This is a genomic window from Dapis brunnea BLCC-M229 (assembly GCF_050015995.1).
Lineage (GTDB): Bacteria > Cyanobacteriota > Cyanobacteriia > Cyanobacteriales > Microcoleaceae > Trichodesmium.
The window spans coordinates 1-6526 of record NZ_JBNHEP010000262.1 but is presented as its reverse complement, the minus strand read 5'-3'; the positions used below and the strand labels follow the sequence as shown (position 1 = coordinate 6526).

6 protein-coding genes are annotated in these 6526 nt (G+C 37.4%); 5 read left to right on the top strand and 1 reads right to left on the bottom strand.

What is annotated here, in order from left to right; genetic code table 11:
* The 4 genes from priA to ACP6PM_RS30195 all read left to right on the top strand — a co-directional run.
* The coding region (gene priA / locus ACP6PM_RS30210; protein WP_426590577.1) for a replication restart helicase PriA at positions 1–1198 on the top strand (1198 nt) is incomplete at its 5' end.
* Between the two features lie 576 nt (positions 1199–1774).
* The gene (locus ACP6PM_RS30205; RefSeq protein WP_426590576.1) at positions 1775–2158 is read left to right on the top strand and encodes a hypothetical protein; all 384 of its coding nucleotides are present in this window, start codon (positions 1775–1777) and stop codon (positions 2156–2158) included.
* A complete protein-coding gene (locus ACP6PM_RS30200) occupies positions 2136–3659 on the top strand; it encodes a pentapeptide repeat-containing protein (protein ID WP_426590575.1) in 1524 nt (507 codons plus the stop codon). Before ACP6PM_RS30205 ends, ACP6PM_RS30200 begins: the two co-directional genes overlap by 23 nt.
* A gap of 88 nt (positions 3660–3747) precedes the next feature.
* Entirely contained in the window at positions 3748–4281 is a 534-nt protein-coding gene (locus tag ACP6PM_RS30195) for a CPBP family glutamic-type intramembrane protease (protein WP_426590574.1), read from the top strand.
* A 10-nt stretch (positions 4282–4291) separates the two neighbouring features.
* Here the strand turns inward: ACP6PM_RS30195 and ACP6PM_RS30190 are convergent, their stop codons facing one another.
* Positions 4292–4450 (bottom strand): PIN domain-containing protein, encoded by a 159-nt coding sequence (locus ACP6PM_RS30190; protein WP_426590573.1) that lies wholly within the window; start codon positions 4448–4450, stop codon positions 4292–4294.
* A gap of 783 nt (positions 4451–5233) precedes the next feature.
* On the opposite strand from ACP6PM_RS30190, the gene ACP6PM_RS30185 reads away from it, so the two are divergent.
* Positions 5234–5998 carry an alpha/beta fold hydrolase gene (locus ACP6PM_RS30185; protein ID WP_426590572.1) on the top strand — a complete coding sequence of 255 codons (765 nt, stop codon included), beginning with the start codon at positions 5234–5236 and terminating at the stop codon, positions 5996–5998.
* Positions 5999–6526: the final 528 nt, after the last annotated feature.

Genomic DNA, 6526 nt, shown 5'->3' with positions numbered 1-6526 from the left:
CCTGACGGAAAAACCAGGTTTATCTGAAAAAAATGATAGTTTGAATAATCAGGATAATCAACCCGGTTTCTTGGTTGATGAAAATGAAACTGTTTCCCCAGCACCCAACACCTACTACCTATCATTACCAGAACGCATCCACTCGCGACCGATGCCACCCTTAGAAATAGTAGATATGCGCCAACAACTGCGACAGGGAAACCGGACAATGTTTAGCTATCCTCTACAAGAAGCACTGCAACAACTACAGGAAACAAAACAACAAGGAATTTTATTCATTCACCGTCGCGGTCACAGCACATTTGTCTCTTGCCGTAGTTGTGGTTATGTAATGGAATGTCCCCATTGCGACGTTTCACTTTCCTATCATTACACCCACGAAGGAGCAACTCAACTATTACGTTGTCATTACTGCAACTATAACCAACTACAACCCCAACGTTGTCCGGAATGTGATTCTCCCTTTTTCAAATTTTTTGGCAGTGGAACTCAAAAAGTAGCACAGGAGTTAACCAGACAATTTCCCGACTTACGATTTATTAGATATGATAGCGACACAACTCGCAAAAAAGATGCTCACCGAAATTTGTTAAATCAATTTGCCAATGGGGAAGCAGACTTATTGATCGGAACCCAGATGTTGACAAAAGGTTTAGACTTAGCGCAGGTGACATTAGTAGGAGTTGTATCCGCTGATGGGTTGCTACATTTTTCAGATTATCGCGCCAATGAACGCGCTTTTCAAACATTGCTGCAAGTGTCGGGTCGTGCAGGTCGTGGAGATAACCCAGGGCGAGTCATTATTCAGACCTATACACCAGAACATCCTGTAATTCAAGCAGTGCAACGTAATGATTATCAGTATTTTGTGGAAACAGAATTACAGACAAGAGCAGAATTGCGATATCCTCCTCACGGGCGGTTAATTTTATTGCGTCTGAGTAGTTATGACCCAACCGAGGTAGCAGTGACTGCTCAACAGTTAGCAAGTGTGCTGATGGAAAAAGCAGAAGAAGGAAAATACGATTTATTAGGTCCTGCACCCGCTCCTATTGCTAGAATAGCTAATCGTTATCGGTGGCAAATTTTGTTAAAGTTATTGCCTGAATGTGATGATGTACCAGATCTGACTCAGTTGAGTAATTTTTGTCGCCCTGGGGTGAGTTTGACTGTGGATGTCGATCCTATGAATTTGTGATTAATAGGCGATCGCTTAGAAAACCAAACATAAAATTTCACAAGGTAATACCGTTTCATATCAAATATGGTTAAATGCTTAGAGGTTTAATACTTATATTTTTCGTATTTTCTTAAACTCGTTTAGTTAGTTTTTGCAATTTGTCCGGATTAAAAAAATATACCGGATTAAAGAGAAGTAGAGATGTAATACTTATATTTTTCGTATTTTCTTAAACTCGTTTAGTTAGTTTTTGCAATTTGTCCGGATTAAAAAAATATACCGGATTAAAGAGAAGTAGAGATGTAATACTTATATTTTTCGTATTTTCTTAAACTCGTTTAGTTAGTTTTTTCAAAAAGAAATTAATAAAAGTAAAGTACTTGGTATTATATTAGATATTAGCTTTGGTCAATGTGAGGAAGAAATTATATATACAGAAAAATTAGATATATCCGATAATCTACCAGAAATTACTATAGAAAGGTTGTTAAATCTTAATTTCTGGAGAGATTTATTAGCAAATAAAAAAAAAATGCTTTTATCAGATTTGGAATAAAGCATGGAAAACTAAGGCTCGATCTTCAAAATGGAGTAATGCCTCTAAGAGAACGTAAATTTGTTAAAACTCAGAAAGAAGATTGGACTGTAAGTGCTATAGGAGATGATCAAACTCCTTGTTGGGAATTTCAAGTTAATCAAGAGAAATCAAAAGTTTTAAATGGTTCACTTCAAGGTGAAAAACTTGGATATATTCTTGATATCTTAGGCGATCGCTGTACTCTTTGTGCTACCTTTGAAATTCAAATAAGTACAAACGACATAGAGATAACTGCCCAAGAAGGAGTTTGGGATGATTGGACTCGCCCTAAAGTAAAACAAACAAAAATTCGTGCATTTTTAAAAAAATACTTAGAACCAAAACTTAAAGAATATTTGAGTAAAGTAGAGTTGATATATGAATTCCCCTCTAACTCCTGAAGAGCTAGGTGCCCTTTTTCAAGAAATTGAATCTGAACCAACACATAAGCTATCAGAATTAGCGAAAGTTGCAGGACTTAATTTGGCAGAAGATTATGTTGGAATTGATTTAAGTGGTGATGATTTGAGTGAAGATGATTTAAGTGGTGCAAATTTAAGCTTTTCTAATTTAAGGAATGTTAATTTAAAAGATACTAATCTTACAAATAGTAACCTGAGTGGAGCTGACCTGAGTGCAGCTAACCTGAGTGCAGCTAACCTGAGTGGAGCTGACCTGAGTGGAGCTGACCTGAGTGCAGCTGACCTGAGTGCAGCTGACCTGAGTGCAGCTGACCTCAATGGAGCTAACCTGAGTGGAGCTAACCTGAGTGCAGCTAACCTCAATGGAGCTAACCTCAGTAAAGCTAACCTTAATGGAGCTGACCTTAATGGAGCTAACTTCAGTAAAACTGACGTGAGTGGAACTAAACTTAAAACTAAGCTCGATAAAACTAAGCTCGATAAAACTAAGCTCGATAAAACTAGCCTTAGTGAAGCTGACTTCATAGGAGCTGACTTCAGAGGAGATGACCGTAGTAAAACTGACCTTAATGGAGCTTACCTCCAAAGGGAATATTGTGCTGCTCTAGCTATTGATGATTGGGATTTTTTCCTACCTCGCGCCCATAAGAATAAACCTGTGAAGGGTAAACGTTATCGAATTTTTGAGCCAGAGTGGAAGCAGGTGGTTTTGTTGTGGTTGGGGCGAAAGGATGTTAAGAAGGAAGAGAAAGAAGAGTTTATTCAAGCTCTAACTGAGTTTAAGGATGGGTGTGGAAACTTTTTAAAACCAGGGATAGAGAGAGGTTTTTATGGATGTCGGGCTTATTTTCTGGCTGCTGCTGCAATTAGTCAATTGAGCGAATGCACTAAAACTCAAACAGATCAAATAGTAGAAAAAATAGTTCATTGGGCTAATGATTTCAATGAAATAGAAACAGAAGCTAAGACTGTTTTACTAGAGACTCCAAGGAAAGATACTATAAATGCTTTGGTGGAATTGTTCAACTCTAATCCTAATAATTATACTTGCAGCCTAGTAGCATCAACTTTAGGAGAAATTGGCACGGGCAATGAGAAAGCGATTGATGCTTTAATACAATTGTTGATGTCAACTTCTGATGATTATACTCGTAGGCAAGCAGCAGCCAGCTTAGGGAAAATTGACCCAGGCAATAAGAATGCAACTAATGCTGTGATAGAATTTTTTAGCTCTACTTCTGATAATTCAACTCACAGACAAGCAGCATCAAGCTTAGGGAAAATTTTAACAAAAAAGTACATGACAAAAGTTATCACATTCTTAAAAGACTACTTATCAGTAAAAGGTTACAGAGATAATAGCTATCACTCCAAGGAGTGCTACAAAATAATCTGGAAATGTGCTCAAACTCTCCCTTACCCAGAATTTTATCAAGCTTGGCATCCTCCATTATTCAAAAAACCTCGTTGGTTGTCTTGATAGTGGCGCTTTCTGTTAGGATTAGTCGTAGTATTTATACTTGCCTAATATAATAGCAGTGTTTCAATACACTTTAGGACAATTCTATATGATTTCCATCTTAATTGAACGTCTAATATTTGCTTCTCGCCCCATGAATAGTCAAGATTGGTTAGTGGTAGGAGTAACATTGTTAATTTATGGAGCGATCGCCTTACCGTTAGGTTTTAATTCTAGATTTTTGCGAGTAAGTCGAGGTTTTCGGAATCTCAAAGAATTATTTCAGAGGTTATTAGCGATATTTTTTATGCCATCTTTAATAGAAGAGCTGATATTTCGAGTTTTCTTATTGCCTCATCCCACCGAGAGAATTTCAATTATTGTGTGGTGTTTGTGGGCAGCATTAAGTTTATTTTTATTTATTATTTATCATCCAATAAATGCTCTAACTTTCCATCCCCAGGGAAACCCAACTTTTATGACACCAATTTTTTTAACATTGACAGGAATTTTAGGTTTAGGATGTACGGTAGCTTATAAAATAACTGGTTGTTTGTGGGTTGCAGTAATTATTCATTGGGCAGTAGTTGTGATTTGGCAATATTGGTTAGGTGGTAAAGAAAAATTGTATGGGAATAACTAATATTATAAAATTAAATATACTTATTAACAAAAGCTTCAGGAGTTAGACACTCAAACTCTCCAGTTTTTTCTACAATAGCCTTAACTAATTTATAGTTTACCGACACAAAATATTGAGCTTTACCTGTTTTAGCAGTTACAGCGCTTTTCAGATTGATGAACCACATCATCACAACCAAAACCCTGTACGGGCGATTCGCTTTTTGCCCCTACTGTGGTCTACCGACATGAAAACTGCTGTAAATAAACTCCCGCATCCTCCTCTAAAAAAAAAGCTAGTATTTTCCCATAATACTAATCTAATATGAGAATATAACAACTTTTTCTAGTTGTCAAGGTGCGATCGCTTTTGGTGGAAGTTTATCCTCAATAAGAGAGGAAAATGTAGTTTTGTAATTATTATGAAGCGGGGGAGGCGATCGCTCTACAAAGTATTGAATTTCAATGTCCTATAGAACCCATTTGGTATTTATTTTTTTATACATGATGGGGGTGGGGAGTGTGGGAAGTGTGGGTAGGGTGGGGAGTATTTTTAATCTTTTTCCTACTTTTTCTTTGATTTTTTCTTCCCAGGCAGGACTCCATGCCTCAAAAATTTAATTCTGAGCAAAGATACTGAATGGGTTCTATAGAACTTTTGTATGAAGGAGTGACATTTGAAGTCATAAGTTAGAATGACAGAATTACCTTTTTGATATTACAAAAACTCAGGGATACTACTGAAAAGTAGAGCTTTTGTAACGCCTGTTGCCTCTTGCCTAAATAAAAATGTATTGTATCAGGATTTACGCAACCGAACAACAAACCTGGTTTATTACCCTGATTATTATTTTTCCGGTTTCTGCCTAAGTCCTAATGTATCTAATTATGTAGATTATATAGATCGAAAATACAACTAAACACAAAGTGTAATATTTTCAGTAAAAACTTATACATAGGAACAAACTAAAAATATGGTAGACGTATTCTTTAATACTTGGGATAATAGCGGATTTAATAATTCCCGGTCTATAGACACAAGCGATCCTACTTATGTAATCGTACATGGTTACCGAAGTACGGGTGGAAATCCAGGTAATAACTTCACCCCTCAAGCTTGGATGTCAGAAATGGCACAAAATATACGAGATTTGGAAGGGAATGATGCTAACATTTTGGTAGTAGATTGGCAAGATGGCGCTGATACTTTCTATTATCCTGCTGCTGCCAACAGAGTTGATGAAGTGGGAGTTGAGGTAGCAGACTATTTGTTGGGTCAAGGTGTCAATCCTGCTAATACCACACTTATTGGTCACAGTTTAGGTGCTCATATCATGGGTGAAGCAGGTGAAGAACTTCGCGAACGTCGTGGCGAAGTCGATCGACTCATTGGTCTCGATCCAGCAGGTCCCGAATTTGAAGGAGGTTGGTTCTCTCGTCCTAACTCCACAGACGATCGCCTAGATCCAAGCGATGCGGATAGAGTAATTGCTTTCCATACTAGCAGTACATTGGGATACGACGACCCATTAGCTGACTTAGATGTATACATTAACTGGGACGATCTCCTCCAACCAGGTTCCTCTACTTTTGTAGGTAATCACGGCTACGCTCACACATTGTATAACGATCTATTAGATGGATTCGGATTTGCGCAAAGCAACGGCACTACTTTCTCTCTCTCAACTATTAATGGAAACACAGCAGGTTCACTATTTGTAGATACTTTCGCTGTATAGTCTTATAGACATAGCGGTTTGCATATAAATTAATCACAAACCACTATATTTTTTACCTATAATTCCTCACTTTAAAACGTATTATTAGGAGTTTAAGAATGTGAAACTGATAATAACTATTTGCTTTTGATCTTACCCAACCAAGGTTTTCCCAAGTCATGCTACACAAACATATCGGCGATTGCCTAAAACACCAAATACGAGTCAGAAACTTGATTCGATTTTCTGGGTGAGTTGAGTTCCTCTAAAAAAATCTGGTTTGTAGTCGGTAGAAATTTTACCAATGGATAATTGATAATTAATTCCCAAAGGTTTAAAGCCTCTCCTTTTAAGGAGAAAAAGCGGTCGTTTGCGGAGCATTCCGTCAGGATGGGATGGCGAGACTTCCTCGCCATATCCAATCGACCAAGAGAGCAGTCCTTGGATACATCAGAAACCTAGCCATATCCAATCGACCAAGAAAAGAAATTGTGATTTGCTTATATTCAATTCCGTAACGGTTTTAACCAGAGGTAATTATCCATTATT